Source organism: Bacillus sp. UNC41MFS5 (genome assembly GCF_000686805.1).
Genome location: NZ_JMLP01000018.1, coordinates 26,142 through 52,054 on the forward strand (window position 1 = coordinate 26,142; position 25,913 = coordinate 52,054).

Consider the following 25,913-nt stretch of genomic DNA (forward strand, 5'->3'; position numbering starts at 1 on the left):
TTATATATTAACATTATTTATGGTGAAATTTGTGATAAGAGTATGAGAATAATCATCTAATCGACATATGGCTTGGAATGTTTCCGAGCCTTTTTTATATTCTTGCTTAAAGGAAGCTATACATTCGAAAGGTCTTGATAATACTGATACTTTGAATAATGAAATTCAATTGTTAACCATATTAAAAATCTAGTTGACATTTAATATGAGATTCATTATTATGATGGTTGTAAATATTACAAATTCATCATTTAGGAGAATTAAAAATGAAACTTAAAGAAATGACCTTCGTTGCAGTGTTTGCTGCCGTCATGGGCGCTCTAGGCGTAGTTCCGCCTATTATGCTTTCTTTTACTCCTGTTCCTATTACATTACAAACTTTAGGTGTGCTTCTTACAGGAGGAGTATTGGGAGCAAGATTAGGGGCGATGAGCCAAATCATCTTTTTATTACTTGTCGCTGCTGGAATTCCTCTTCTATCTGGGGGACGTGGTGGACCAAGTGTTTTTGTCGGACCAAGTGTTGGTTATTTAATTTCATGGCCTATTACGGCTTTTTGTATTGGGTATTTACTATCACGTTTTCAAAATTTAAAATTAAAATATGTATTAATGATTAATTTGACAGTTGGAATTCTATTAATCTATTTAATTGGAATTCCTGCTCAAGCATTTATGATGGACATTCCTGTTTTAGAAGCTGCAAAATTAAGTTTAGTTTATATACCAGGGGATGTGTTAAAAGCTATTTTAGCCTCTATTTTAGTTTACAGACTAAGAAAGCACCCTTTTTTTTCACGCTCATTAGCAACAAGTTATTCCAATAACTTAACTAAAAATATCTAAATCTTAAGAGACACCTTGATGTGTCTTTTTTTTAAAGGTGATATATCATGGGAAATATTACAGATTCATATAAGACTTTCGCAAAATTATCCTCCAACCAAATAGCGATCCATACAAATCATCAGCAAATTAGTTATCAATATTGGTATAAATTGATTAATCAAACTGCGAATTGGCTTCACTCTCTTTATTCAGAAAATAAAACAATAGGAATCCTTTTGCCAAACGGTATCCCTTTCCTTCAACTCTTTGCGGGAGCATCTATGGCTGGTTGGATTGCTGTTCCATATGATTTGAAATGGAATATTTCCGAATTGGAAAAAAGAGTCATCCTTTCCCACCCTTCTATCATTGTTACAACTAGAGAAATCTACTCTCAAATCAAGCAAATCATTCCTAATGTAACGATTTTGGATGATTGTTTACAGGAAATCTCTCAATTTGATCCTGCAACTGTAAGAAAAACGGAAGAAAATCTGCCTTTTTACATTGGATTTACTTCTGGTACGACCGGTAACCCAAAAGCTTTTGTTCGCTCTCAAGATTCATGGGTGGCAAGTTTTGATTGCAATCGTTTTGATTTCGGATTAGATGAATCCGATCAAGTTCTTATTCCTGGTGCCTTAATTCATTCTCATTTTCTGTATGGAGCTATTAGCACCTTGTATTTAGGTGGTACCGTTTTTCTTTTAGAAAAGTTTTCTTCTATTGGAGCACTTACATGGATACAGTCCTTACCCATTACAACCATTTATGTTGTTCCGACTATGGTAGAAGCATTCCTGAAAGAAGGAATCCAAATCGATAAGACTATAAAAATTCTTTCATCTGGTGCAAAATGGTCTGAAAGATCAAAACTAGAAATCCGTCATATGTTTCCTAATAGGACCATGTACGAGTTTTATGGAGCTAGTGAATTGAGCTTCATTACGGTACTTTCTGATAGAGAAGGTATTCAGAAAGCAACATCTGTCGGAAAGCCTTGTTATGGAGTTGAGGTACAAATACGGCGTCCAGATCAGAAATTAGCAAAGCTAAATGAGACCGGAAAAATATATGTAAGAAGCAAATTTGTGATAAATGGGTACTTTGATTATGAGGGAAGTACCATTCATTCAATTCATGATGAAGAGGGGTGGGCCACGGTCCATGATATGGGCTATTTTGACGAGGATGGCTTTTTATATATTATCGGCCGTGAACAAAATATGATTTTATATGGGGGAATTAATATTTTTCCTGAAGAAATTGAAAAAGTAATTGCCTTGCATCAAGATGTCGAGGAAGTTGCTGTAATAGGCCTATCAGATTCATACTGGGGTGAAATTGTGGCTGCAGTAGTAAAAGGAAAGGCTAGCCCATCAGATTTAAAAAAAGTTTGTAAGATGCATTTATCTTCCTTTAAAATTCCTCGTAAATGGTTTTTTCTATCTGAAATGCCATATACAACGAGTGGTAAGATAGCTCGTGCTGAGCTTATAAAACAAATGGAAAGTAAGGTGAGCAGTGATTAAAAGGGCAGTAATTGTCAAAGCGAAACGAACACCAATTGGAAAAATGGGTGGAATGTTACGAGACATTCAGCCACATAAGCTTGCGGCTCCTCTCCTCCAACATTTAGCGAAAGGATTGGAAGATAGGATAGATGACATCATTTTGGGAAATGTAGTTGGACCAGGTGGAAACGTAGCTCGAGTTGCTGCGTTAGAAGCAGGACTTCCTCTTTCATTAACGGGAATCACCATTGACCGTCAATGTAGTGCAGGGTTAGAAGCAATTCGGATGGCATGTTACTTTGTCCAAGGCGGTGCTGGCCGTTGTTACATTGCTGGTGGTGTAGAAAGCACGAGTACCTCTCCGTTTTCATCTAGAGCGAGATTTTCTCCTGAAAAAATTGGCGACCCAGATATGGGCGTTGCAGCAGAATATGTGGCAGAAAAATACTCCATTTCAAAGGAAATGCAGGATGAATATGCTCTATTAAGTTATAAACGTAGCTGGGAAGCTTATGATAAAGGATATTTTAATCAAGAGATCATTCAAATTGGTGATTTTCACCAAGATGAAGAACTTTTTAGGAAAAGAAAGATGGAAGTACTTTTAAATAGGGCGAAGCCTATATTTAAAAAGATCGGTACCGTTTCCGCAGCCAACAGTTGTGGGATACATGACGGGGCATCGGCTGTACTTGTCATGGAAGAAAACATGGCATTAAATAATGGATTCCAACCCATATTACGATTTTTGGATAGTGAAGTCACAGGTGTACATCCTAATTATCCAGGGGCTGCCCCTATTCCAGCGATTCAAGATTTATTAAAAAGAAACGAATTAACCATTGCGGACATAAACCTAATTGAAATAAACGAAGCTTTCTCTTCCAAGATTGTCGCCTGTATAAAAGAACTTTCCATTGCTTATGACAAGTTGAACGTTTGCGGTGGAGCTTTAACGATAGGACATCCTTATGGAGCTTCAGGAAGTATCATAATCACGAGGCTTTTCTATGAAGTACAAAGACGAAAGGGTATCAAATATGTATTGGCTGCCATTGGAAGTGGTGGAGGAATTGGAGTAGCGGTCCTATTCGAGGTGGTAACATGAAAACGAAGGAACATGAGATTATTTTTAATAAAGATGATGTGAAACAATTTGTTCAATTGATAGGTGATCGAAATCCTATCTATCAGAGTTCGGAGAGGGCAAAAGACTACGGTTTCGAAACGATTCCTCTTCCTCCAACAATGCCTATGATCGCTTATAAATGGCTTGAAACCCCTTGGGAACTTAAATATCCTATTATTCATCGAAAACAGAAATGTATACAGCATCAAAGAATGTATATTGAAGAGATCTACAAAGCGGTAGTAGAAGTTACAGATCAATACCAACGTCACAACCTTACTTTTATGAAACAAACTCTATTTTTATTTAATAGGGATGGAAAACTCTGCTTTGAAGGAATATCTGATTTGACCTTGGGTGGTTTGTCATGAATGCGATTACCTATCAAATTACGGAAAAGGACGTTGAACAATATGCGGTTATTTCAGGTGATAGCAATCCCATTCATTTAGATAAAGAAGCGGCGAAACAACAAGGATTCATGAATAAAATTGCCCATGGGATGTTAACTGTGGCAAGAGTGTTAAGTGTGCTTTCAAATGAAATTCTCACACCTCATGAGTTTTTGAGTCAGTATGAATTTACCTTTATCGCCCCTGTTTATGTGGGGGATCTAGTAACTCTGACTATCAAACAAGCGGAGCATAACATAAGAGTAGAAGGAAAATGTAGAGAAAAAATAGTCGTAAAAGGATGTTTGATAGTAGATAGAGGAAATCCTAGATGATCAATACCGGACATTTATGTCATTACAAGAGGAAATATTATTAAAAACCGCCACTTAAGTTGTTACGGTGAACCTTACCATAAATAGAGGCAGTTTTTATATAGCTAAATTATGTATCTAATGACTATATAAACAACCTCGCTCTTTAGGGGTATGGGGGTTGTTTATATGGTCATTTTTATATTTATTTTACGTTTCTCGTAAAATAGGAAGGGTGCAACAACGGAAGGAACCGCCAGATTTAATGATTTCTGTGATATCCACCTCAATAACTTCAAATCCCCGGTTACGAAGCTGTTTGTTTACCTTCCCATTGACCGGCAGACTAAATACCCGTTTGTTGCCTATACTTAATACATTTGTGCCCAATTGAAATTGTTCTTCTTGCGAAACTTCAATTAATTCATAGCGTGAAGCAAAAAACTCGATGTTTTTTTTCGTTAAGGCATTTGGGTAAATAAGGGCCACTTCAGGTGAAACGACATTAAATATACAATCTAAATGCAGGTATTTATCTTTAAATGGGATGGTAATGACATTGAATTGAGTTAATAGACTCTGTAAATGTTCAGCTGCTTTTTGGTCCGTCCGATTGCTGAGCCCCACGTAAATTGTTTCTCGATCAATCACAACATCTCCGCCTTCAATTCGTTCCTCGTATAAATTATAATAAGAGATTTCTTCATCCTCCAGCCATTGTTTTAAAACGTTTTCCTCCCCTGCGCGAACATCCGTTGCCATCTTGGCAACAAAGATTGTTTGCCCTAGCGTAAAACCAATATCCCGAGTAAATACTTGTTCAGGATATTTTTTATGGTAAGGCAATAAACTAACTTCGATACCATATTTCTTTAGTGTTTTGACAAATTCACCGTGCTGTTCGAGCGCACGTTCAATATGGATACCTTCATTTTTAAAATGCTCTTGCGTTTCATTAATTACTTCGCGGATTGTCATATATTGAGGCTGACAAAGGATTACTCGTCTTAATACATCGTATTCACTCATGCAAAAAGTCTTGTTGTTTGTTATTGGGCTTTCTGTCATTTTTTCGCCCTCCTGTATTCTCTTTTTAATCTAGGTTTTCCTAAACGTTCGTTATTATTTACAAACGAACAGTAGGAAAATCTCTAACAAAAGTGCCTGTCACCACCCGCATTTTGTCGAATTCATTGACATTATTCGGGTGGTGGCAGGCACTGTTTTTAAATAAAAACAAACATATGTAAAAGAAATACACCTAGAAACGCAATTGCTGTTATGAGATGGAAGTTGCGACGGAAGCCTGATGCTTTTTTGTGTCGTAAATAACCAGCAAACAGGGTGAACAGAAGGGATAAAATAGCCAGGTAACCACTTAATAGCTTCAGGTGATTAAATCCAATAACTGGCCCTAGTTCAAATAGGTTGATTAATGCATGCCCAAAAATGACCGTTGTTCCGTAAAGAGCAATCTTAATATGCCACTTCATTAGATATCTAGAAAACTTTGCAAGGCTGATTTTAGCCTTTCGCAGAGAGGTTTTTCGTATCACTAGAAAAATAAAATACATATTGATATTAATAAGAAAAAGAATGACTGACGGAGAAATTCCTCCTATTTACTCGAAAAACGTGAAAATCGGGGATTTTGCATTGCATAGTCGGAAAAACTTCCCTTATTTACACCAGAAGCGAGCTCCATTCTGCTGTTAACCGGAAAAGCTCCGCTTATTTTACTTTCGCAGGTTACTTAATTAAGGACAAGAAAAGGAAGTGAGATGAAAACCATCGCGGGACGGGTTTTTGAATATTTAACCAAAAGTGCCTGACACCCCCCTCGAATTCATCGACATCTCGGGGAGTGTCAGGCACTATTCTTTAAGCCTCTACTGCTGTGAAAAATTGTGGTAAGTATTCTTTATGTGCTTCTAACATCTCATCTAAAATTTGTTTTGCAATTGTATCAGAAGGTACAAGTGGATTAATGGTCATTGCCAGTAGAGCCGTATTATAATCTCCGGTTACGGCAGCTTCTGCAGCAACACGCTCAAATGATTTAATTTGCTGGACAAGACCTTGTACGGCAACAGGAAGTTCACCTACTGAAATTGGTTTAGGGCCTTCTTTTGTAATGATACAGTTTACTTCAACGGCAGAGTCATCTGCGATATTTGCAATCGCGCCATTATTTCTTGTGTTTACTGGCTGGATGTCACGTCTATCGTTATAGATAGAATTTATTAGGTTGCAAGCGGCATCACTATAATAAGCACCACCGCGTTTTTCTAGTTGAGGAGGTTTAATCGCTAAATTTTGATCCTTATAAAGTTCAAATAGTTCGTTTTCGACTTGCTTTACAACTTCCGCTCGAGTGCCTTCTTCTTTTGCTGCTCGGATCTCTTCTTCTAACATCTCACTAGTTTTATAATAATAACGGTGATATGGGCAAGGAATCGCGTTTAACCCACGAAGGAAATCAGGCTCCCAATCGATGGCCTTGATATTTTTCATGGTTATTGAATTTTCTGGGTCCGCCATTTTTTCAATCACGTCACCAATTACGCTTACGCCATCCAGGTAAACATTTAAACCAAATACCATATGATTAAGTCCAGCGAAGTCAATGTCGACTCTTTCAGGAGCCACTTCTAGCATCTCGGCTGTTTGCATTTTTATGCCAACAGGAACATTACAGAGTCCCACTACCTTTTTAATATTACTATAACGGAGTACAGCTTCCGTTACCATGCCCGCAGGGTTTGTGAAGTTTACTAGCCAAGCATCAGGGCATAGTTCTTCGATATCCTTACAAATTTCCAAAATGACCGGAATGGTTCGCAACCCTTTAAATAATCCACCTGGTCCGTTTGTTTCTTGACCAATAACATTATATTTTAATGGGATTCTCTCATCCTTTGCACGAGCATCCAGTAATCCAACACGGAATTGAGTGGTAACAAAATCTGCGTCTTTAAGTGCTTCACGCCGATCAAGAGTTAAATATACCTCAATTGGGAGACCGGCTTTTTCAACCATGCGTTTGGCAAGTGAACCGACAATATTTAACTTTTCTTGTCCTGCTGGAATATCAACCAACCATAACTCCCTAATTGGCAGTTCATCGTATCTTTTAATAAAACCCTCTACAAGTTCAGGCGTATAACTTGAACCTCCGCCAATTGTTACAATTTTAATCCCTTTTTTCATGATGGTGCACCTCCGGATATTTTTAAACTGGATCAGATAAGTTGTCTTGTTTAAATCAATGAAGTTTTCCTGTTCATCGAAAGTGTACCTCCAAATGATGCCGGTGGTAAATAGAATGGAAGATTTTTGTAACAGTTGTCATCAAAAGTGATTTGTTACTTTGTGAAAACACTATGTTTCATAAAACATGTGGTATGATAATGTCAAAAATAGAATCATGTCGACTGGAGGGGATATTTCTTTGTTTTCAAATGAAGTGATCAGCGCCTTTAATGATCTGGAAATGTCTTTATATAATTATGTAATTAAAAACAGTGATAAAGTGATTTATATGCGGATAAGGGAATTGGCAAAGGAGACGCATGTTTCGACTTCAACGATCCTACGATTTTGCCGCAAAGTGGATTGTGAAGGATTTTCGGAGTTCAAAGTTAAGTTGAAGTTATTTTTAGATAAAGACCAAAAGCCCCATTTGAGAAGTTCACAAGAGTCCTTATCTGAATTTTTGGAACGGACGTTACAAGGAAATCTCGATTCTTATATCATGGATGCAGCGGAAATTATTGCAGAATCAGATAGTGTCATATTTATTGGTATTGGGAGTTCTGGAATATTAGCAGAGTATGGAGCAAGGTATTTCTCAAGCTTGGATAAATTTTCACTTTACATAAAAGACCCTCTCTTTCCTATTAGTGTGAAATATTTACAAAACAGTACGACGATTGCCTTGTCTGTATCAGGAGAAAATCAGTTTACTGTTACTCATATTAATCAACTTAAACAAGAAGGAAGTAAGATTATCAGCATTACAAACAGTCAACATTGCACGGTTGCAAAACTTTCAGATGTAAATATCCCTTACTATGTAACAGAGGAAAAGTATAAAAAATCAAATATAACAACCCAAATCCCAGTTATGTATATATTGGAATCAATTGCACGTGAAGTAAACAAATATACAATTGAATAGAAGTGCCTGACACCACCCGAATTCATCGACATGATTCGGGGAGTGACAGGCACTGTTCTTAACGCTCTTTTTATTCGTATTTTCGGATACTGTGAGGGACATTTGTAGTTTATAAGAAGTACCTTAATCTTGCCCCTTCCGATTTATCGAACATTGATAGAATGGGTTGAAAAATGTTCTAGTCTGATCAAATATCAAAAACCATGCTGTTGTCCAGCATGGTTTTAATGCCTCTGGTATGATCCCGGATAGGCAGCCATCAAGGTATGAGTCTGTGCTAATTAAAAGTAACCCCTTACTATTGTTGAGGTGCGGAAGGAGTTGAAATACTTTGTAATGCCTGTTCTGCCTCATTTGCATATTGATTTTGTACTGCAAGATCTCCTAAAGCAACCATTCCCACTATTTGTCCATTTTCAATTACCGGCAATCGGCGAATTTGCTGCTCAGCCATCAAATCTGCTGCTTGATGAACATCCATATCAGGTGTACCTTGTACGATTTGCTGTGCAGTCATGACTTGAGATACTTGTGTTTGTGCATTTTCTCCCTGTGCTGTCGTACGAAGGGTGATATCACGATCCGTTACAATTCCAACCATTTGTCTGCTGTTATTTACTACTGGAATAGCTCCGATATTATATTCGCTCATTAACGCTGCAGCTTCCTGTACGGTCTGTGTTTCGTTAACTGTAACAATATCTGATGTCATAATATCTCTTAATTGTGCCATGAAAATACCTCCAATTATATTTCTCCTCTATAGGATGGGGAACATTGGCGATATTATTAATGGTATTTTTAAACAAATATATGCTGTACAGTGTTTTTTACATTATGTAAGTTAGAAAGTAACCTATCCGATTTTGTTGAAATGTGAGTTATTTCCTGCGAAATTAAGTAGCGTATCTCGACAATCTTCATACTAGAGTTGCAAGGCAAATTCTTATATGGCAATGTTTACAACTGTTTCAATCAAACGTTTGATTCGTATATCCTATTTGGAATTTGGTCGAAAGTGTGTCAGTTCGTGACGAAAGTGGTTTAAATGCTGTTCTTCGACTATTTTTTGTTTGTTTTTGATGTACTATATGATCATGTATTTCCTAACCTTTTTGATGCACTTTATGAATTGAAGCCTTATGAAAGCAAAGAAGAGTACGAAATCGACCTAGTTAAAGAGCCGAGAGAAGAATATTATCAAGTTACAGCTAAACCTGAATTGGTTGCAGTATTATCCCAAAGTGTGGATACGCAAGGGTAAGTACCTTAGATCAGGATTATTCCTTACAAGTTGAACAATTAGAAAAGTATGGATGCACTAAGATTTTTCACGAAAAGAAAAGTGGTAAGAACACTGGCAGGCCCGAACTGAACAAAGCCATGGAATATTTAAGAGCAGGAGACAAATTAGTGGTTTATAAGATTGACCGTTTGGCCAGATCAACAAGAGACTTACATAATATTGTTCATGAATTACAAGAGATAAACATCGGTGTTGTATTCATCAAGGAACAAATCGACTTTTCAACTCCAGCTGGAAAGCTCATGTTTTCCATGCTGGGGGCTATTGCTGAATTCGAGCGTAATCTCATCAATGAACGGACCAAAGAAGGGCAAGAACGGGCGAAAGCCCAAAGGAAACACTTAGGAAGAAAAGGACAGGACTCAAAGGAAATCAAAAGGGCATTAACGCTGTTTGCAGAACGTGAGAAAAATGGATTAAGTGTAAATGACATTTCTAAACAAACAGGCGTGCCACGTTCAACCATATACGTAAAAGCGAAGGGGGAAAAATAATGTCAGTAGACGATCACATTGGACTACTCAATTCCTTTTTATTAGCATGCTCTTAAAATAGAAAGTCACATCTTTTCTTATATTCTTTTATACTACATTAAAATGTAAATCTCTTCTGCTTATTTCCCTTTCTAACAAATTAATAAAATTGATATCTAGATTTAATGCTTTTGCTTTCAAATAAGTATTAATTAATAATTGAGTATTTATACTTTGAATCATATTTTTCTTCCTCCTTACACTACAAAACATCATTCGTTACTTCGAAATAATCATGTGCTCATGCACATTCCTTGAGAGGGCTGCAAAAAACTCCCGTACCAGGCAAACGGCGCGATTGGAACCATGAAGATAATTCCATAAATGACCAAGTTCTTTGTAGACAATGCAAGTTTAAGTGATGGTGTACTCATAACAAGCCTCCATTTTTTATGGTATTCTGAATAAAATAAACACAATTGTAGCTTATTAATAACAGATTATTTGTAAAATCTCTGTAAATACAAAAGAATGAATGTGCATCATTTCCAGGCTTGTATCCCATGGGCTGACCGGTTTTCCAGAGCCAGCCGCACGAAAACAATTAAAGTTGTTTTATCGCATTTAAAAATCTGGTTACTTCTTCCTCTGTATTATGTAAATGTCCTCCGCTTGAGCTGGAAATGGCCAAAGGCGCTCATAAAGGTAGCCTTTAAACCTTTTGAGAATAGCAGCTCTTTGATCGCCGTCCGATAGTAAAAAGCCATGTCCGCAATTTTGATTCCTTGTAATGTCCGGTGGGTGATTTCAAATTGTCCCGTTCCGTATACCGTATTTCCTGACAAATTGATCATCGTACCATGTATGGCCGAGAGCGTCACAATGGGACGGCCCGTGGAAAGCCATAAAAATGACATCATCCGCATATTGCAATCCACCATTGGCAGATTCCGTTTTTCCGGATAAGTAACGCCCTTATCCTGTGACATAAAGTGTGAAGAAGGGATTCTTCCCGGCATATTATAGGGAATCCTGCATCATTCTAAAGGTCTGAACCCCCTGTGCAATTTTACAATCAATTCTTATAAACGAATATCTAAACATTATTTTGCGCCTAAAAATAGTACCTGGGGCTTGGACAATTGAACCACCATGGTCCGGGTGCCGCACAGGAATTGAATCCATTTCTGTCAGACCATTTAAAATTTCTTGTAAAATATCATCCACTTTTATATGTTCGACTTCAGAATAACTATTGGTACTATCCTATATAGGCAACAATCCACGTTTGTCCTGTCTAAAGACATAAAATTCAAATTCAAAGGACCCTTTAATATTAAGCTCCGTTTCCGTTATACGGTGTAAAACTGCCTTTAACTTTGTCCGTGGGGAATAAGGAATATAGTTTCCATTTTGGTCGACAACATCAGCTATTACTTTAGCCGTGCCCAGTGCCCAAGGAAGTGTAACAAAAGATCTTAGATCAGGCAGTAAAACCCAGCTCGGGAACCCTCCTGAAAAAATTCCCACCAACTAAAAGCTTTTAGTTGGTGGGACCCCTTTTAGTTAAAATTATTTTTACATCTCCTATTTGGGGTAGTACCAGCGTCGCTGTCACTACCCACAAAGTAAATGGATATTATTAGAAACCATAAAGAGCTGTCAATGCCCAGATTAATCCCCAACACTTTTCTATGAACATCAAGTTGTAGCATAAAATTCAGGTTTACGATGACTTACACTAGGGAGCTTTTCTCTCACACGATGTACGCGATCAAGATCAATATCAGAAATAATCAAAGTTTCTTCTTCACCTCCACTAGTTGCTATTACTCCCATAGGATCGATAATCATACTGCGTCCAGAAAAGACATTGCCGGCTTGGTTAGAAGCACAAACGAACACAGTATTTTCAATGGCTCTGGCACGGAGCAGAGTTTCCCAATGATCTTCTTTCATAGCTCCCGCTACCCATCCAGCAGGAATAAACAGAATATCTGCTTCTTGAAGTGCTAATTGTCTTGCTATCTCCGGGAATCGTAATTCATAACAAACCATTAAACCTATTTTTCCAAATTCTGTTTCAACTACTTTATATTGATTGTCACCAGGTACAATGGCATCAGACTCTTTATAGTTGAAAGCATCATATAAATGAGTCTTTCGATAAGATTGTAAAATTTGTCCGGAACGGTCGATAAATACTGTTGTATTATATGCACGCTGCTCATCATCTGCTTTTGACTCAAATATTCCACAAACTACATAAATTTCATTTTCACGAGCCGCCTCGGCTAGCCCGGTAACAAACGGACCATCCAATGATTCAGCTACATCAACGGGTAATACACCAGAACCTGGGATAGCCAGTGCCATATACAATTCAGGTAATACAACAAAGTCTGCTCCCAATCCTTTTGCTTTAGCAATGTATTTTCTTGCTTTCTCCAAATTAGATATCTTATCTAGACTAGTAGATAATTGCGCAATAGCTACTTTCATAAGAATACCCTCCTAATAAATTTTTAAATAAATCATATTACCTGATTGCTAGTTTCAATGTTTTTAAGAACGCTTTCATTTTCCTCTTCTAAAAGAGTCTTATTAGGTTTTATGAAGAGCCACGAGACAGCACCCAATCCACCCATAATAGTTAATAACATAATACCTACATTCCAACTTCCAGTGAGATTGACTGTTTGCACCACTAAAATCGTACCGATTGCCGTTGCTGCGTTTCCGCAAAAGTTTACCCATCCTGATAATGAAGCGCTATGCTTTCCTCCAATATCCTGAACGGCAGACCAATTGGGTACTTGTATCATGCCTATTCCAGCCATTGAAATCATTAATAGAATGGACATGCTAAAAGTAGAAGTCGCTTGAGAGGCAAACCATAGGCAACTGGAACTAATGATGAATCCTGCAATACCAAAAGGAACACGTGAGGTCATCCGAGATTTTGTTTTACGATAAACGAAATCGACTAAAGCCCCCATAGCCACTACAGAAATCGTTAACGATAACCATGGTAATGCCGCCACCATTCCTGTACGTACAATGGACAATCCACGCGCTTGGAGAAGAAATAAAGGTAGTAGCGTGATAAAAAAGCTTTCAACCAATACTAAACAAAAATATTGAAACCCAATCGCCCAAAATTGTGATTTACCCAAAAGGGCTTTCCATTCTTTCCGTGATGTTTTGAAAACTGCTTCACTGTTCTCTTCTTTAGTTTTTGTTTCCCCAGTAATTAATTCTAACTCTCCCTGATTTACATCTGGGTGATCTTTCGGATGATTTCGAAAACTCTTATACCAATACAAGGCAACGACTACACCAATGATCCCATAGCTATAAAAACTCCATTTCCAACCAAATCGGGAAACAATCCAGGCAGTTAATACTGTGCCGATGGCCAAACCTAAATAGGCAGAACTTAAAAAGATAGAATTAGCTCTGGCTTTTTCTTTTCTAGGAAACCAAGTGTTGATAGCATTTATTCCACCTGGTATATCCGCAGCCTGAGCAATACCTAATAAACAGCGAAAGATGATTAGTAAAATTAAGCTAGATCCAAATGGAGTAACAAACGTACACACGGACCAAAGAATACCGGCAATTGCAATTGCCTTATGAGAACCTATCCTTTGTACCCATATACCTGCAGGCACTTGACATAATGCATAGGTCCAGGCAAAAGCCGATAAAACAAGTGAAACTTGAGTTAAGCTAAGACCAAAATCCTTTTGAATGAATGGTGCACTAACACTTATATTAATTCGATCTAGTGACATCATCAATTGCATTGGAAACATAATCAAAAACATAACTCGCCATCGAACATAAGTATTCTTCAAACAGCCCACCCCCATTATTATCTAAAGAATTTTTCTGCCCCGCTTAATGAAGCCAGGCTAATGCCTGCATCTACTTGTCGTTTCATGTCTATCTCAGCCTCTTGTTTTTGGATAGCCGTTATCGCATACTGTTCAGCATCTTTAGGATTAATAACGAAGACACCGTCATCGCTTGCAACCAATAAATCACCTGGATTAATACTTACGCCGCTTACGCTCACTGTTGTATTGATTTCTCCTTCTATACCAAGAATTCTCGTTGTTAAAGGACTTACTCCTAGAGAAAAAACAGGTAGTCCTAGTTCTAAAATTTCTGGAACGTCATTGATGCAACCTGAAACAATCACACCAGCGACTTGTTTAGCATGTGCAGCGTAAGATACCATTCCTCCCCAACAAGATCGTTGTTCATCTCCAGACATATCTATTACAATTACATCCCCAGGTTCTACTAAATCTAATGCCTTATGTACAGCAGTAGAATCCATATGTGGGATCCGAACGGTAACAGCATTACCTACAAATCGTATTGGACGAAAAAGTGGTTGTAGGCCTTTAAGAAAACCAAAGTCTGTCATATGTCCAATCGTTGAAGGGTCTACCTTTTGATATAAATCAATGAGCTTTGAACTAACACCTTGTACTCTGGGGTTTACTTTAAACATGTTCTTCTCCTCTACTTTCATTTAGTTTTTTTTTCTTCTCTTACAGTTTTAAAGTGGAAGACATTACAAAATTAATAAAGGGAAAATAATTTTTTCTTAAAATATCAAAACCTTAGTTCCTATTACTGGTATCATTGAGGTTATCCCAGATCAGAACATAAAATAGTAAATTGTAAAGGTTATTTTGTAATGCCTTCAGGCATTTTAAATCGCTTACAAAATAATCATAGAGTTTGTTGAAATTCTTGTTTTTTTCCTGGAATATTCCAAGTTTCTTGTAAAAATTCAACAATTTTGTCTACAGAACGGTTTACCAATTGTTCCCCTTTTTCTTTTGTACCTAATTTTGCGTTTCCAACTGTCCCTGACTCACTGTAAATGCTGTATTTTGGATACTGAATAATTTCAGGGAATTGATCAACAAATTTTGGTGGCTCGTTTACCGATTTTTCAACGTCAACCAGTTCTGGGTATAAATATAGAAGGACCGATGTACCTGCTTCACTCGCATGTCCATGAGCTAATGCTCCAGATTCAACAATTCCCTTATCAAGCGTTTTTAAAAATCTCCAATAATCGATTTGTGCAAATCGAAACTCATCATGGTCACGGTGATCAAAAGCAATTTGATTGATGATTGGAACATTTCCTACATGATTATTAATAAATAAGAAGTCTTTGAATCCCCACTTTTTCAAACTGTCAACTGTATCTACTAAATACTCTTTAAAGCTTTCAGGTCGAATCGTAATCGTTCCGGGAAAATCATCCAACATTGATGAGTCACCAACTTCCAAAGTTGGACCTATTATGCTATTGACCCGCTCAGCTACTAACTCTGCAATTTTTACTGCTACTAACGTATCGCTTCCAAGTGGTAAATGCGGTCCATATACTTCAAAAGCACCTGTAGGGATAATGGCTAAATTGGTTTCCTTTTTTCTCTCTACAAACGCCTTCCAGCTCATTTCTTTAAGAACATTAGTTTTTTTCATTTTTCAATCTCCTTCATTTCTTTATTTAAATTAGGGATATTTTTCCGCCTCGAATGTGTTCTTCCAACTCATGTACAGCTAAATGATGATTCCTCTGTTTTAAAGCTTCAAGGATCTCAATATGCTCCTGAATAAACTTCATCATATTTTGTTTCTTTTTTAGAAAGCACGTTGAGTTATAAAAAAGTCTTTCAGTTATAATGGACATGGTTTGGAGAAATAGGCTATTTCCTTCAACCTCCAAAAGATAGTAATGAAAATCAGCATCAAGTTGGACAAAGCTAAAAAAATCATCATTTTCATAACATTTTTTTTGTTCATGAACTATTTCAGCTAAGGCTGCAAAGTCATTTTCTTTAAGCATGTCAATTGTATTCCTAATAGAAAAAGTTTCAATTGCAATACGTGCATCATAAAAATCATTAATCTCTTTAATCGATAATTCTTGTATAGCAATGCCTTGATTAGAGATCACTTTCACAAACCCTTCTTGTTGAAGCCTTTGAAGTGCTGCAACAATAGGAGTTCGACTCATTTCAAGTTCTTCAACTAATTGATTTTGTGAGGTATAGTTTTCCTCTATAAAATCCCCCCTCATAATTTTTTCTTTAATTTTGTGGTATGCGATTTCATTCAATGTTGTTCTTTTTTTCATTTAGAGGCCTCCTAAAAAGTAGTTAAATTTAACTTGAATTCAACTTGAATTCAACTGTAATATTAAACTAACAAAAATTTTCTGAAAAGTAAATATCTTTTTTGCTTTTATCTAAAAATCATTATTTATAATAGGAGTAGGTAATCGCATACTCATCAATTTAAATTTTTGAAAAGAATGTACTTAACTACCATGAAAGTACAAAACAGTGAAAATCTAATCCTTGATCTGTCATGAGTGCAACAATTTATTTATGGAAAAGGCGGGACTAACTCAGATATATCAAGGGCTGAACGGAAACTAATCAAACGTTTGATTAGAAGGGAAACAGGGCGAATTTTGTCATAGATCAACCATTTTTTGGGCATAAAAAATACACTTCATTTAGGTGCTTGGTTTCTTTGAAATCATTATGATGTCGTGATTCCTACTTAAAATCTTTCCATGTAAAATCAAACGTTAAAATTCCAGGCATAAAAAGAGATTCTACTAATTATTAAGATTGATTAATACAATTTGCTGGATAGCCTTAAAGGGGCTATCCGGTTTTTTTACTTTCAAAGTATCAGTAAAATGAAATATCGAAATAGTGTCCGGGATCGTCAATCTGGGCTGATTACGGTCAACATAGATTCAGTTGCTTGTCATTGCCAGTCACTCACATCATGGGGATTTTTAATGGAAAAACCTTAGAGATAATGTAAAAACTAAATCACATTTTATAATTCATTGACGGAGAAAACCGCTCGGAATAAGATGGGAAAAAATGAGTCAAATGGGAATGACTGACGGAAAAACATCATCGAAGGTAATTTTGACAGCGCTATCATTCTATATTCCCATTCAGGGAAAGGGGAAGCATGCTTACTTAAGCTTCAATATAAAAAAATAGATAGAGAGCGAGGAGAAACAGTGAAAAACGTGAAAAAGGGCTTTTTGTGGCTGGCTTTCTTTTTGGGCATCTTTGTGATGGGGTTATCACCCAGCACAAGCTATGCCAAACAGCCAGAATCATCTTATTGGTATCCCGAGCAATTATTGAATTGGACGCCGGAGAACGATCCGGATGCTGTGTTTAACCGCAGCCAAGTTCCATTGGGCAAACGGGAAGTGTTATACAAAGTCAATGACAATGCCCAGTCAGAAGCTAAGGTAGTGGCTTTGTCTGCACTTAACCCCACAACGAGTGGCGTACCGTCCCAAGGCGGGAAGGAATTTTTGGCGAATACCTTCAGTTATTGGCAATACGTCGACATCATGGTGTATTGGGCAGGGTCTTCCGGTGAAGGGATTATCGTTCCGCCAAGTGCGGACGTCATTGACGCTGCCCATAAAAATGGCGTACCAATTTTGGGAAACGTTTTCTTTCCACCGACCGTCTATGGCGGGAAAGTTGCGTGGCTGAACCAAATGTTGACCCAACGGGAGGACGGCTCCTTCCCAGCGGCGGACAAGCTGCTTGAAGCGGCACGCTATTACGGATTTGACGGCTGGTTTATTAACCAGGAAACTGAAGGCGGAGATGCCAAGACAGCTCAAAAAATGAAGGATTTCCTTGTCTATCTTCAGCAGCATAAGAGTGAAGGCATGCATATCATGTGGTACGATTCGATGACAAAGGACGGGAGGGTTAGCTGGCAAAATGCGTTGACCAATCAAAACAGCAGCTTCCTGCAGGATGGGGAGACACGTGTTTCTGACAGTATGTTTTTAAACTTCTGGTGGCGCAATCAGCAATCTTCTGTAAACAAGGCTCTGGAAATTGGCAGAAGCCCGTATGATTTATTTACTGGGATTGATGTGGAAGCAAATGGGACAAGCACCAACGTTCCTTGGGAGGGGATATTCCCTGAGGGTAAAGCACCATTAACTTCTTTAGGAATTTATCGTCCGGACTGGGCCTTTAAAACGGCTGAGACAATGGAGGAGTTTTATCAGAAGGAAAATGAATTCTGGGTTGGAAAGTCCAAAAACCCTGCCGCAACCAGCAATAACGGGGCATGGAAAGGGATGGCCCACTACTTTACGGCTAAAACCGCGATCGAGGAGCTTCCTTTTGTAACTCACTTTAATACAGGAAGCGGCAAGTTTTTCGCTACAGATGGAATGACGGTAAGCAATCAGTCTTGGAATAACCGCAGTCTCCAGGATATCCTCCCGACCTGGCGCTGGCTGAAAGAGGGCGGGCAGGCTGTTGACGTCGATTTCGATTGGGATACAGCCTATTTCGGCGGCAGCTCGTTAAAGCTTTCAGGAACAATCGAGGCAGACAACCCAACACATATCAAGCTTTATAAAACCAATCTGCCAATCCAAAAGGATACGGAAATCTCGCTGACATACAAAACAGATTTGAAAAAGCCAAACATGAAACTTGGAGTCAGCTTTACTGACAAACCCGACCAATTTGTGTTCTTTGATGTGAAAAAACTAACGGATCAACCGTGGACTACTGATTCATTCAAACTAAAAAAATACAGTGGTAAAAACATCGCAGCCATTTCACTTTTGGTTGAAAGTGATAAGGATGAGAAAGATTTTACGACCAATATCGGAGAAATCAAGGTTTATAACAAACAGGAAAAGCACAATTCCATCCATGCTCCGAACGATGCAAAGGTAAATAAAATCGAGTTTAATAAAGGAATCTATGCGGACGTTGCACTTGCTTGGATGCCGTCTGATTCCGATGTGAGCCACAATGAAATTTACCGGAAGCTGCCGAACAATGAAAAAGAGTTTGTTGGTGCTACCCCTAATAAGGTGTATTACCTATCCAATCTGAAGAGAAGTGGCAAAGAAAGCAGCACCACGTTGGAAATTGTTGCGGTGAACAAAGAGTTCAAACGCAGCGAACCGACATCGGTTACCTTCGATTGGCCGCCATATCCAAAGCCGGAAGCCGATTTCGGTGCCGATCAAACGGTAGCGGCTCCGGGGCAGGAAATTCATTTTCTTAATCGTTCATCAGAAGTAACAGAAGAGGTGGAATGGCACTTTGAAGGTGGAACCCCAGCAGTGAGTAATGAGGAAAATCCGGTCGTCACCTATGAAAAAGAAGGCGTCTACACGGTTACCCTGATTGCGAAAAACAGCGAGGGTGAAAGTGTTCTGACAAAAGAAGCGATGATTACCATTTCTGAAGCAGCCAAGGACATTCAAAATGTGGCATTGAATAAGACCGCGATCGCCAGTGGACAATGTGCTCCGACTGAAGCAGCGAAATATGCGTTCGATGGCAAAGACAACAGTAAATGGTGTGCATTGGGGAATGCTCCTCATTGGCTGCAGGTAGATCTGGGCGACCAGTTTGCCCTTTCCAAGTTTGTCATTCGCCATGCACAAGCGGGCGGGGAACCGCAAGCCTTTAACACCCAGGCATTTAGGATTGAAGTAAGCACGGATGGAGTCAATTGGACAGAGGCTGTTAAGGTTACGGATAATACAGCGGCTGTTTCGGAACACAGCATCGCGTTAACAAACGCAAGCTATGTTCGTTTATGGATTGACAAACCAACCCAAGGCGGCGATACGGCTGCAAGGATATTTGAATTTGAAGTCCATGGATTTCTGAATCCATAACCATGACCATGTGGCCATGGGGACGGTTCCGCAGGCTTTTTCCAGGTGAACCTTGGGAGAAAGCCATGAGAACCGTCCCGCAGGCTTTAATTAGAGGAGGAGCAAGATGAGGAGAAATAGAAGCAAGTTGTTCGGCCGCATTTTATCTGTATCGGCTGCTTTCATGTTACTCGGTTCACTGGATGTCCCCGGGGCAAAAGCCGCCGTTAATGGGGACGGGACGGACATCGTCAATGAAAATTATGCGGACAGGCTCAGTCTAAAGCCGCTGGCTCCGGCCTTCAGGGTGGAAACCCTTCTGAACTGGTCGCCTGAAAACGACCCGGATGCCGAAATAGACCGTGCCAGCATTCCGTTAAACAAAAATCGCTTTAAAGGTTCCCAGGTGAATCCCCTGGCCAATCCAAAGGCTGGCATCACCTCTGCTGCGATTACGAACTGGAATCATGATGAGGCCAGCTCTGTCGGAGGCAATGATTTTAATGTTTATGCTTTCGACAACTGGCAATTACTAGATTCCTATATTTACTGGTCAGGAACCAATGAAGGGATTTTTGCCATCCCTACACCGGATATCGTCGATGCCGCCCACCGGAATGGGGTGCCTGTTTATGCTACGCTTGGTTTCCCATGGGGCACATCCGCTGAGGGAGTCGCCGAAATCGAAAAGTTCACACAGCAGAAACAGGATGGCAGTTTCCCCGTTGCCGACAAGATGATGGAAGTGGCGGAGTACTATGGTTTTGATGGCTATTTTTTCAATCAGGAAACGTCTGGTGTCAGTAAGGATACAGCTGAACGCATGAATGAAATGATGCGCTATATTAAACGGAATTCCAACCTGAATGTCAGCTGGTATGATGCGCAGGACAATACGGGAGCCATCAACTATCAGGATTCCATCAACAGCAAAAATGATATGTATGTGAAACCGGCAGAAGATGGAGAATATGCCGTTGATGAGTTCTTTTTAAACTATAACTGGACAACCAGTAAGATTAACACCACCGTAGAGACGATGAAAGGCCATACCCGCAGTCCGTTTGATGCCTATGCCGGTTTTGAAATTCAACAGAATTCCTATAATACCAAAATTAATACAGATGCACTGCTGGATGAAAAGAAACAGCCAAAAGTGTCGATTGCCCTCTACGCGCCAAACTCGACCATGGGGTTAGCGGCTGATCCGGCTGACTTCCATGAAAAAGAAAAGAATTTATGGACAGGACCACAAGGCGATCCTACCCTTGCCGATGATTCGGCTGCTTGGAAAGGGATGGCGCGTTTTGTCACGGATTCATCTGTAATCCAATCCAAGCCATTTACAACAAACTTTAACAGCGGCCATGGAAAACAATACTTTGTGAACGGAAAAATCGCCAGCGGCATTGAGTGGAATAACCGCTCCATCCAGGATATCATGCCGACATGGCGCTGGTGGATCCGCAGTCACGGCAGCAGAATCAAGGTAGCCTATGATTTTGATAAAGCCTTTAACGGAGGCAATTCGCTGAAATTCAGCGGTGGGCTCGAAGCGGGTTCTGTCAATGACACGATGCTGTACAGCTCCAAACTTCCGGTTACGGACACAACTAAGGTCCGTGTTGTTTATCAAAACCAATCGGGAGCGGATGTGTCATTGGGTGTGGCCTATAGTGAAGACTATGCACAAAACAACATGAAATATTATCCGCTGCCTAAGTCGGGTGATGGCTGGCAGACAGCGGTTGTTGATCTTGGAAAGGATGCTGGGAAAACAGCCTATGCGCTAAGTCTGAAAGTCAACAACGCTGAAAAAATGGAAAACTACTCGATTCATTTAGGCGAACTGTCCGTCTATGATGCCGTAGCAGCCGTGCTGACGAAACCTGCTGATGTGGAAATTATGGAAAAGATGCCGAAAACAGCCTTTGATGCGGAAGCTCGCCTAAGCTGGTCCGAGCAGAAGAATGTCTTGCATTATGAGGTTTACCAGGAGAATGCTGATGGCGTGGAAACCCTTTTGGGCGTAACACCGAATAACTATTTCTATACACCAAATATTACGAGAACAATTGAAAATGCCTCAGCCGATAACATCACGAAACTGAAAGTGGTGCCGGTCAATCAGGATTATGTACGCGGTCAAGCCGCCACAATTTCTTTTGATTGGGGCATGGGGACGGATGCAACCGAGATTGAGAAAAACCCTACTTCTCCGAATGTGGCATTAAAAGCTAAGGTAACATCTGTCTCCGCGGAAAATGCGGCAGAACCTGCCTCTAAAGCACTGGATGGAACAGCCCTCGCAAACAGTAAGTGGTGCGCAACCAATATGAAAAACGGATATATGACCATTGATATTGGTGAAGAGAAAACGATCCGCCGCTGGCGTGTAGAGCATGCGGAATATGGCGGAGAAGCCAATAACATGAACACCGTCGATTTTGAGCTGCTTTATAAAAATCAAAACGGCGAATGGGTCAGTGCCAAACGGATTACTGAAAATACGAAAGCTGTGACAGATATAGTGCTAGATCAGCCGGTTACGGCAAGGGAATTCAAACTGCAGATTTATAATAGCGGTACTTCCCCTTGGGGTGCGATCCGTATCTATGATTGGCAGATGTTTGAAAGTGCTGCACTAACGAGAACAGAAAATGTGATGATGCACTTTGTAAAGGCGGAAAACAACGCTGGAGCTCAGGATAAGGTAACGATTGAAAGAGTGAAAAAAGGTCAAACCGTTCGATTATATAAGTCCTTGGATGCAAAGGATATTCTGGCAGAAAAGACGGCAGACCAAGACGGAACCATCGCCTTTGAACAGCTGGATTTCGGTTCGGAGGCTGGAAGAATCTATTATACCGTCCAGCAGGAGGATGAAAGAGAAAGTCTAAGGTATAGTGCTGCTTACTTGAACGAAAAGGTAACCGAAGTCATTCATCAAATCAACGCTCTTCCTGATGTGGATCAATTGACGGTAGCTGATAAGCATCGTGTCAACGACTGCAAAGTGGCCTACAACAAGCTTCATCCAACCTTAAGAAGCCAGGTTACAAACTATGACCGTCTAGTTCAATTAATGGATCGGATGGAGGAATTAAAAAAGGATTTTAATAATGGAAATTAAATAGAGAAGGGGGCAGCCTTCATTGCAGGAAAGCAATGAGCGGTTGCCCCCATTTTTCATGAACTATTTTTAGATACACTGTAAAATCCATAGGACTTACTTGTAATCTATTGCTCGAAAATCCTGGCTTGTTAAAATGAAATCAAAGAAAATGATAGCGTTTTCGCAAAACTTAAATAAAGGAAAGCGGGTAAGATTCAATGAAAAAAACTGCACATATTATCTCCCATTCCCACTGGGACAGGGAATGGTACTTGCCTTTTGAAAAGCACCGTTACTACTTCATAAAGCTGATGAATGAGTTGATCGACCAGTTCAAAAAAGAAGGAAATAGGTTTCAAGCGTTCCATCTTGATGGCCAGACTGTTCTTTTGGAGGACTATTTTGCCGTTCATCCGGAAAACCGGGAGATTGTCAAACAATTAATCGATCAGAAAAAGCTGCATATCGGACCGTGGTATGTGCTGCAGGATGCTTTTTTAACAAGCTCTGAAGCCAATGTCCGGAACCTGCAAATCGGTTTACAGGATGCCAAAGCCTATGGGCATGTCTCAAAAATTGGCTACTTTCCTGACACTTTTGGCATTTATGGGCAGGCGCCCCAGCTTTTAAAGCAAGCTGGGATTGATACGGCGGCCTTCGGAAGGGGCGTCAAACCGACCGGCTTTAATAACACCGTGTCGGATTCTCCTGATTATGAATCTCCCTATTCCGAGATGATCTGGAAATCACCGGACGGCTCGAACGTATTGGGCATTCTTTTTGCCAATTGGTACTCGAACGGAAATGAAATCCCGGTGGACGAAGCGGAAGCGAAGAAATTCTGGGATGTAAAGCTCCGCGATGCCGAAAAGTATGCGTCCACCAATCAGTTATTGTTTATGAATGGATGTGACCACCAGCCGCTGCAAAAAACGATTCCACAGGCGATTGAAACGGCAGCTAGTTTATATCCTGATTACACCTTTAAGCATTCCAGTTTTGAGGAATATACAGAGGCGTTAAAAGAAGCACTTCCAGAGAAGCTGCAGGTTATTGAAGGCGAATTGCGCAATCAGCGGACCGATGGCTGGTCGACGCTTGTCAATACCGCATCCAGCCGGATTTATTTGAAGCAATGGAACAACCACTGCCAAACCCTTTTGGAAAAAATCGCCGAGCCGCTCGCGAGCATGGCCTTTTTAGCAGGCGGGACCTACCCAAGGGAATATCTCCGCTTCATGTGGAAATCCTTGATGAAAAATCACCCGCATGACAGCATTTGCGGCTGCAGCGTGGATGAGGTGCACCGTGAAATGGTGACCCGCTTTGAAACGGTTTCGCAAATGGGAGAGGTGTTTGTATCGGAGCAGGTGGCAGAGCTTGCTGGTAAAATTGATACCTCGGGCGCACCAGAGGGCGGAATTCCCCTTGTTGTCTTGAATACAACGGGCTGGAGCAAAGACGAAGTCATCACGAAAACAGTGGATCTGGAAAAGGTGTATTTTTCGCAAATGCATTTTGAAGAAATTCCAATCTATTTACAGGATAAAGAATTGCCTGCCTACAAGCTGGTCGATCAAGCCGGCAAGACCATCGAAAGTCAGCTTGAAAGCCCTGTGGTGGAGTTTGGCTATGATTTACCGGATGACAAGTTCCGCCAGCCGTTTTTTGCTAAGCGGGCCAAGCTTTCCTTCTTTGCAGAAAATATCCCGGCATTCGGCTACACGACCTTCTATCTTATTCCGGAGGAGCGTCCGGCAGGAGAACGTCCAGAACACGCAGCGGATGGCGGCATGGAAATGGAAAATGAATATGTTCACCTTCTGTTTCATGAAGATGGCACCTATGATTTAACGAATAAAGCAACCGGCAGGACCTTCCATCGTCTCGGTATTTACGAGGACACAGGGGATGTCGGCAATGAATATATGTTCAAGGAAGCAAAAGGACAGAATCCGATTACGACAAGTGGTGTTCAAGCCGTATTCCGTTTGATTGAAAAATCACCGCTTCGAACCGAGCTTGAATTTACGCATACCTTAACCATTCCGGTTTCAGCGGATGACCGATTGGCCATCGAACGGAACCGCTTGATTTGGCATAAGGAGAGAGAAGCAGGCAGATCGAAGGAAATGACGACCATTACACTGCGTACCGTTGCCACTCTCGAAAAAGGAATGAAGGGTCCGGCTTTCAAGCTGACCATTGACAATCAAGCAGCCGACCACCGCCTGCGTATCCTTTTCCCGACAGGATTGCAGACGGAAACACATCATGCCGACAGTATTTTTGAGGTTGTGACACGCCCGAATACACCGGAAAAGGAATGGGAAAATCCAAGCTTCTGTCATCATCAGCAGCGCTTCGCCAGCATTAACGGTGACGAGATGGGCTTAACCGTGGCCACGGACGGCCTTCAGGAATATGAAATCCTGCCAGCGGACGGAACGATTGCCCTCACCGTACTTCGTTCGGTTGCCGAGCTTGGCGACTGGGGCTACTTCCCGACACCGGAGGCCCAGTGCATCGGGATTCAAACAGCCGAGTGGCAAGTGCTCATGCATGAAAAAGATGTGATTGCGTCAAAAGCATTTGTGGAGGCTTATCAATATAAAGTATCCCTTCAGGTTATTCAGACAAGCGCCCATGAAGGTACATTGCCAGCTGACCATCAGTTTGTGAACTGGGAATCCGAGGGCCTTGCGTGGTCATCGATGAAAGTGGCGGAAGAATGTGATGACGTGATGATTCGCTGGTTCAATCCGGCGCCAACTAGTAAAAGTCTTACAGCATCCACCCCCACCCAGATGGATTTTACATCTTACAAGAGTACGATACTTGAAGAACAAACCAATGATTCTAGCGATCAGTATGAAGTCACTGGCTATGAAATTATCACACTAGGTTTTCAAAATAAGCGATAGGAG

The 25,913-nt window shown here is 40.2% G+C and carries 24 protein-coding genes; 12 read left to right on the forward strand and 12 right to left on the reverse strand.

Going from position 1 to position 25,913, the window contains the following annotated elements:
• The first annotated feature begins 266 nt into the window (after positions 1 to 266).
• The 5 genes from BR30_RS0110705 to BR30_RS33120 are packed head-to-tail and all read left to right on the forward strand — an operon-like array spanning position 267 to position 4,197.
• Positions 267 to 845: a biotin transporter BioY gene (locus BR30_RS0110705; protein ID WP_026565021.1), complete on the forward strand. Its 579-nt coding sequence runs from the start codon at positions 267 to 269 to the stop codon at positions 843 to 845.
• Between the two features lie 47 nt (positions 846 to 892).
• On the forward strand, positions 893 to 2,359 hold the full coding sequence (locus BR30_RS0110710) for an AMP-binding protein (RefSeq protein ID WP_026565022.1): 1,467 nt from the start codon (positions 893 to 895) through the stop codon (positions 2,357 to 2,359).
• Positions 2,355 to 3,449, forward strand: a complete 1,095-nt coding sequence (locus tag BR30_RS0110715) for an acetyl-CoA C-acyltransferase (RefSeq protein WP_026565023.1) — start codon at positions 2,355 to 2,357, stop codon at positions 3,447 to 3,449. Before BR30_RS0110710 ends, BR30_RS0110715 begins: the two co-directional genes overlap by 5 nt.
• A complete protein-coding gene (locus tag BR30_RS0110720; protein WP_026565024.1) occupies positions 3,446 to 3,841 on the forward strand; it encodes an FAS1-like dehydratase domain-containing protein in 396 nt (131 codons plus the stop codon). The genes BR30_RS0110715 and BR30_RS0110720 overlap by 4 nt, the downstream gene beginning before the upstream one ends.
• Positions 3,838 to 4,197, forward strand: a complete 360-nt coding sequence (locus BR30_RS33120; RefSeq protein WP_051633558.1) for a MaoC/PaaZ C-terminal domain-containing protein — start codon at positions 3,838 to 3,840, stop codon at positions 4,195 to 4,197. Before BR30_RS0110720 ends, BR30_RS33120 begins: the two co-directional genes overlap by 4 nt.
• Positions 4,198 to 4,386: 189 nt before the next feature.
• On the opposite strand, the gene BR30_RS0110730 is transcribed toward BR30_RS33120, so the two are convergent.
• The 3 genes from BR30_RS0110730 to BR30_RS0110740 form a co-directional block, all read right to left on the reverse strand.
• On the reverse strand, positions 4,387 to 5,244 hold the full coding sequence (locus tag BR30_RS0110730) for a dimethylarginine dimethylaminohydrolase family protein (RefSeq protein WP_026565025.1): 858 nt from the start codon (positions 5,242 to 5,244) through the stop codon (positions 4,387 to 4,389).
• Between the two features lie 158 nt (positions 5,245 to 5,402).
• On the reverse strand, positions 5,403 to 5,669 hold the full coding sequence (locus BR30_RS33125) for a hypothetical protein (RefSeq protein ID WP_197032318.1): 267 nt from the start codon (positions 5,667 to 5,669) through the stop codon (positions 5,403 to 5,405).
• 388 nt (positions 5,670 to 6,057) lie between these two features.
• Positions 6,058 to 7,386: a 6-phospho-beta-glucosidase gene (locus BR30_RS0110740; RefSeq protein ID WP_026565026.1), complete on the reverse strand. Its 1,329-nt coding sequence runs from the start codon at positions 7,384 to 7,386 to the stop codon at positions 6,058 to 6,060.
• 241 nt (positions 7,387 to 7,627) lie between these two features.
• On the opposite strand from BR30_RS0110740, the gene BR30_RS0110745 reads away from it, so the two are divergent.
• The gene (locus BR30_RS0110745) at positions 7,628 to 8,356 is read left to right on the forward strand and encodes a MurR/RpiR family transcriptional regulator (RefSeq protein WP_026565027.1); all 729 of its coding nucleotides are present in this window, start codon (positions 7,628 to 7,630) and stop codon (positions 8,354 to 8,356) included.
• A 298-nt stretch (positions 8,357 to 8,654) separates the two neighbouring features.
• Here BR30_RS0110745 and BR30_RS0110750 read toward each other — a convergent pair whose 3' ends face one another.
• Positions 8,655 to 9,089: a CBS domain-containing protein gene (locus tag BR30_RS0110750; protein ID WP_026565028.1), complete on the reverse strand. Its 435-nt coding sequence runs from the start codon at positions 9,087 to 9,089 to the stop codon at positions 8,655 to 8,657.
• Positions 9,090 to 9,404: 315 nt separating this feature from the next.
• Here BR30_RS0110750 and BR30_RS0110755 point away from each other — a divergent pair, with 315 nt between their 5' ends.
• Both BR30_RS0110755 and BR30_RS0110760 read left to right on the forward strand, forming a co-directional pair.
• Positions 9,405 to 9,620, forward strand: a complete 216-nt coding sequence (locus tag BR30_RS0110755) for a hypothetical protein (protein ID WP_026565029.1) — start codon at positions 9,405 to 9,407, stop codon at positions 9,618 to 9,620.
• A complete protein-coding gene (locus BR30_RS0110760; RefSeq protein WP_035445378.1) occupies positions 9,593 to 10,156 on the forward strand; it encodes a recombinase family protein in 564 nt (187 codons plus the stop codon). The genes BR30_RS0110755 and BR30_RS0110760 overlap by 28 nt, the downstream gene beginning before the upstream one ends.
• A gap of 87 nt (positions 10,157 to 10,243) precedes the next feature.
• Here BR30_RS0110760 and sda read toward each other — a convergent pair whose 3' ends face one another.
• The 3 genes from sda to BR30_RS0110775 form a co-directional block, all read right to left on the reverse strand.
• On the reverse strand, positions 10,244 to 10,411 hold the full coding sequence (gene sda / locus BR30_RS35825; protein ID WP_081825407.1) for a sporulation histidine kinase inhibitor Sda: 168 nt from the start codon (positions 10,409 to 10,411) through the stop codon (positions 10,244 to 10,246).
• A gap of 17 nt (positions 10,412 to 10,428) precedes the next feature.
• Entirely contained in the window at positions 10,429 to 10,569 is a 141-nt protein-coding gene (locus BR30_RS36630) for a hypothetical protein (RefSeq protein WP_155928553.1), read from the reverse strand.
• Positions 10,570 to 10,788: 219 nt separating this feature from the next.
• Positions 10,789 to 11,124 (reverse strand): hypothetical protein, encoded by a 336-nt coding sequence (locus tag BR30_RS0110775; protein ID WP_155928555.1) that lies wholly within the window; start codon positions 11,122 to 11,124, stop codon positions 10,789 to 10,791.
• A gap of 43 nt (positions 11,125 to 11,167) precedes the next feature.
• Here BR30_RS0110775 and BR30_RS38830 point away from each other — a divergent pair, with 43 nt between their 5' ends.
• Positions 11,168 to 11,281 (forward strand): hypothetical protein, encoded by a 114-nt coding sequence (locus BR30_RS38830; RefSeq protein ID WP_442852968.1) that lies wholly within the window; start codon positions 11,168 to 11,170, stop codon positions 11,279 to 11,281.
• Between the two features lie 555 nt (positions 11,282 to 11,836).
• Here BR30_RS38830 and BR30_RS0110785 read toward each other — a convergent pair.
• The 5 genes from BR30_RS0110785 to BR30_RS0110805 form a co-directional block, all read right to left on the reverse strand.
• A complete protein-coding gene (locus tag BR30_RS0110785) occupies positions 11,837 to 12,637 on the reverse strand; it encodes a carbon-nitrogen hydrolase family protein (protein ID WP_026565033.1) in 801 nt (266 codons plus the stop codon).
• Between the two features lie 32 nt (positions 12,638 to 12,669).
• Entirely contained in the window at positions 12,670 to 13,995 is a 1,326-nt protein-coding gene (locus BR30_RS0110790; protein ID WP_026565034.1) for an MFS transporter, read from the reverse strand.
• A 17-nt stretch (positions 13,996 to 14,012) separates the two neighbouring features.
• Positions 14,013 to 14,660, reverse strand: a complete 648-nt coding sequence (locus BR30_RS0110795; protein WP_026565035.1) for an RraA family protein — start codon at positions 14,658 to 14,660, stop codon at positions 14,013 to 14,015.
• Positions 14,661 to 14,884: 224 nt separating this feature from the next.
• A complete protein-coding gene (locus BR30_RS33130) occupies positions 14,885 to 15,655 on the reverse strand; it encodes a creatininase family protein (RefSeq protein ID WP_051633559.1) in 771 nt (256 codons plus the stop codon).
• Between the two features lie 25 nt (positions 15,656 to 15,680).
• Positions 15,681 to 16,310: a GntR family transcriptional regulator gene (locus BR30_RS0110805; protein ID WP_026565036.1), complete on the reverse strand. Its 630-nt coding sequence runs from the start codon at positions 16,308 to 16,310 to the stop codon at positions 15,681 to 15,683.
• A 912-nt stretch (positions 16,311 to 17,222) separates the two neighbouring features.
• On the opposite strand from BR30_RS0110805, the gene BR30_RS0110815 reads away from it, so the two are divergent.
• The 3 genes from BR30_RS0110815 (at position 17,223) to BR30_RS0110825 (ending at position 25,910) form a co-directional block, all read left to right on the forward strand.
• Positions 17,223 to 19,892: an endo-beta-N-acetylglucosaminidase gene (locus BR30_RS0110815; protein ID WP_231507677.1), complete on the forward strand. Its 2,670-nt coding sequence runs from the start codon at positions 17,223 to 17,225 to the stop codon at positions 19,890 to 19,892.
• Between the two features lie 106 nt (positions 19,893 to 19,998).
• Entirely contained in the window at positions 19,999 to 23,004 is a 3,006-nt protein-coding gene (locus BR30_RS33135) for an endo-beta-N-acetylglucosaminidase (RefSeq protein WP_051633560.1), read from the forward strand.
• 200 nt (positions 23,005 to 23,204) lie between these two features.
• Positions 23,205 to 25,910: an alpha-mannosidase gene (locus BR30_RS0110825; protein ID WP_026565038.1), complete on the forward strand. Its 2,706-nt coding sequence runs from the start codon at positions 23,205 to 23,207 to the stop codon at positions 25,908 to 25,910.
• Positions 25,911 to 25,913: the final 3 nt, after the last annotated feature.